We start from the raw sequence: 3,728 nt of genomic DNA, 5'->3' as shown, positions 1-3,728 counted from the left end.
CGTGCTGGGAGAGCAGGGAGAGGGTGGACACGGGCCGCTGCGGATGGGCCAGCATCTCCTCCAGCAGGCGCTGGAAGTGGCCCGCCATGCGCTCCACCGTGGGGCCCTCGAACAGGTCCGTGCTGTACTCCCAATTGCAGTACAGCCCGTCCTCCGCCTCGCGGCAGATCAGCGTGAGATCCAGCTTGGCCGTGCCGGTCTCCACCGCCACCGGGCGGAGCGAGAGCCCCTCCAGCTCGAGCGTGGGAATGGGCTCGTTCTGGAGGACCAGCTTCACCTGGAAGAGCGGGGCGCGGCTGGTGCTGCGCTCGGGATTGAGCGCCTTGACGAGCTCCTCGAAGGGCAGGTCCTGGTGGGCATAGGCGCCCAGGGTGGTCTCGCGGACACGGGTGAGGAGCTCACGGACGGACGGATTGCCCTCCAGCGTCGAGCGGAGCACGAGCTGGTTGACGAAGAAGCCGATGAGGCCCTCGGTCTCGGAGCGGTTGCGGTTGGCGATGTCGGTGCCGACGGGAATGTCGAGCTGGCCGGAGTAGCGCGAGAGCAGGGCCTGGAAGGCGGCCAGCAGCACCATGAAGGGCGTGACGCCCTCGCGCTGCGTGAAGCCGCCGAGCCGCTCCAGCAGCTCACGCGGGAGCACGCGGGAGAAGCGCGAGCCTCGATACGTGGGCACCGCCGGGCGCGGATGATCGGTGGGCAACTCGAGCGCGGCGGGGATGCCGGCGAGCTGCTGGCGCCAGTACGAGAGCTGGGTCTCGAGTGCCTCTCCCTGCAACCAACCGCGCTGCCAGGCCGCGTAATCGGCGTACTGGATGGGCAGCTCCGGCAGGACCGGTGCCTCGTCGCGTGAGAACGCGGAGTAGCTCGCCGCCGCCTCGCGGATGAGCACTCCCAGCGACCAGCCGTCCGAGATGATGTGGTGCATCGTCAGCAGCAGCACGTGTTGCCGCTCGCCGAGACGCAGGATCGTCGCCCGCACCAGCGGGCCCCGGGCGAGCTCGAATGGACGCAGCGCCTCGGCCTGGGCCTGGCGCTGCGCCTCCTCCTCGCGCTCGGACTCGGGCAGCGCGCGCAGATCCACCAGCTCCAGGGACAACCCGGCCGCCGGGTGGATGCGCTGCACCGGCTGTCCCTCCTCGGACACGAACGTGGTCCGCAGGCTCTCGTGGCGCCGCACCAGCTCGCGGAAGCTCCGCTCCATCGCCGGCACGTCCAGCGCGCCTTCGAGCCGGATCGGCACCGAGATGTTGAAGCCGGAGCTGCCCGGCTCGAGCTGATCCAGGAACCACAGCCGCTGCTGCGCGAACGACAGGGGCAGCTTCCCGGTCCTCGGCACCGGCGCGAGCCTGGGGGCGCTCACCCCGGCCGCGGCCTCGCGCGCGTGATCGACACGCCGGGCCTGGGCCTCGAGCAGGGGCGCCTCGAAGATCTCCCGCAGCGGCAGCTCGACGCCAAAGGCGTCCCGGACACGCGAGATGACCTGGGTGGCGAGCAGCGAGTGACCGCCCAGCTCGAAGAAGCTGTCTCGCGTGCCCACCTTCTCTACGCCGAGCAGCTGGGCCCAGATCTGCGCGAGCAACTGCTCGGTGGCCGTCCGGGGCGCCACGAAGTCAGCGTGCTCGGCGTGCTCCTGCGTGGGCTCGGGCAGCGCCTCGTGGTCCACCTTGCCGCTCGAATTCAGCGGCAGCACGTCCAGGACGACGAAGGCCGAGGGCACCATGTACTCGGGCAGCTTGCCGGCCAGGAAGGACCGCAGCGCCGAGGGCTCCAACTCCTCCGGCTCGCCCACCACATAGGCCACCAGCCGCGGGTTGCCGGGGATGTCCTCGCGCAGGACCACGGCCGCGGCCCGGACGTCCGGGTGTCCGGCCAGCCGGGATTCGATCTCCCCCAGCTCGATGCGGAAGCCGCGCAGCTTCACCTGGGTGTCCAGGCGGCCGAGGAACTCGAGGTCTCCATCCGGCAGGAAGCGGACGAGGTCTCCCGTCCGGTACAGCCGGGCGCCGGGCTCCTCGCTGAACGGATGCGGGATGAAGCGCTCGGCGGTGAGCTCCGGCCGGCCGAAGTAGCCGCGCGCCAGACCCACGCCTCCCACGCACAGCTCGCCCGGCACTCCGGCGGGCACCACCTCCAGCCCGCGCAGGACGTAGAGCTCCACGTTCGGCCACGGGTGGCCGATGGTGGGCCGGTCCGGAGAGACGTCGTCCTGCACGCTGGCGCAGACCGTCACCTCGGTGGGGCCATAGGCGTTGAGGAAGCGGCGGCCGTCTCGCCGCCACCTGCGCACCAGCTCCGGCGAGCACGCCTCACCGGCGGAGATGACGGTGGTGAGCGCGGGCAGTCCGTCCGCGTCCAGCTGCGCCAGCACGGAGGGCGTCAGCGTCACGTGGGTGATCGCGTGGCGCTCCAGCACGCCGCGCAGGGGCGCTCCGGGCATGAGCTCCTCGCGCGGAGCCAGCACCAGCCGGGCGCCCGCCAGCAGCGTGGAGAAGATCTCGCAGACGGAGGCATCGAAGCCGAAGGCGGCGAACTGGAGGACGCGGCTGTCCGGCTTCACGCCGTGCGACGCGACCGCCGCCAGCGCCGTGTTGATCAGGCCCCGGTGCGTGAGCAGCGTGCCCTTGGGTGTACCCGTGGAGCCGGAGGTGTAGATGACGTAGGCGAGGTTCTCCTCCTCCACGTTCACGTCGAGGTTCTCGCCCGGGTGGCGCTCCACCTGAGCCCCATCGGAGTCGAGCAGGAGCGTGTAGGGGATGCGGCGGGACAGCAGATCCTCGTACTTCTCCTCGGTGACGAGCGCCGCCGTCCAGGTGTCCTCGGCGATGAAGTCCAAGCGCTCCTGCGGGAGCGAGGGATCCATCGGGATGTACGCGCCGCCGGCCTTCATGATGCCGAGCACGCCCACCACCATCTCCAGCGAGCGATCAACGCAGAGCGCGACAGGAACCTCGGGCCCGATGCCGCGGGACCGCAGCGTGCGCGCGAGCTGGTTGGCGCGGTGGTTGAGCTCGCGGTAGGTGAGCCGCTGCTCGCCGAGCTCCACCGCGATGGCGTCAGGCGTGAGCTCCACCTGGCGCTCGAAGAGGCGATGCACGCCGGAGACACGCGGGACGTCCGCCCGGGTGTCATTCCACTCGCGCAGCATGCGGTGCCGCTCGGCTTCGGTGAGCAGGGGCAGCTCGCTCAGGCGCTGCTCCGGGTGGGCGGCGATTCCCTCCAGCAGGGTGCCGAAGTGCTCGGCCATGCGGGCGGCCGTCGCGGGCTCGAAGAGGTCCGTGTTGTACCCGAGCTGCGCGTCGAGCCCGTTCTCCGACTCCATGAGGGCCAGGACGAGATCGAAGCGCGCCGTGCCGCTGTCCATCTCGACGGGCGAGAAGGTCAGCCCGGGCAGCTTCTGGGTGGTCACCTCGCCCTGCCGGTGGAGGACGAACCACACCTGGAAGAGGGGATTGCGGCTGAGATCGCGGGAGGGCTGGAGCTCCTCGACGAGCTTCTCGAAGGGCACGTCCTGGTGGGAGTAGGCCGCCAGGGTGAGGGAGCGGACGTGGGCGAGGAGCTGGAGGAAGGAAGAGGAGGGAGAGAGGGAGGAGCGGAGGACGAGGGTGTTGACGAAGAAGCCGATGAGGCCTTCGAGCTCGGAGCGGGAGCGGCCAGCGATGGGAGAGCCGACGGTGATGTCGGACTGGCCGGAGTAGCGAGAGAGCAGGAGGTTGAAGGAGGAGAGGAGC

Annotated in this window: 1 protein-coding gene; it reads right to left on the bottom strand. The window is 70.5% G+C overall.

Going from position 1 to position 3,728, the window contains the following annotated elements:
- The coding region (locus VFZ09_RS30430) for an amino acid adenylation domain-containing protein (protein WP_329731208.1) at positions 1 to 3,728 on the bottom strand (3,728 nt) is incomplete at both ends.

Origin of the sequence: Archangium sp., from assembly GCF_036277355.1 — a bacterium.
Lineage (GTDB): Bacteria > Myxococcota > Myxococcia > Myxococcales > Myxococcaceae > Archangium.
The sequence above is the reverse complement of the archived record's forward strand: the minus strand, read 5'-3'. Positions and strand labels throughout refer to the sequence as shown.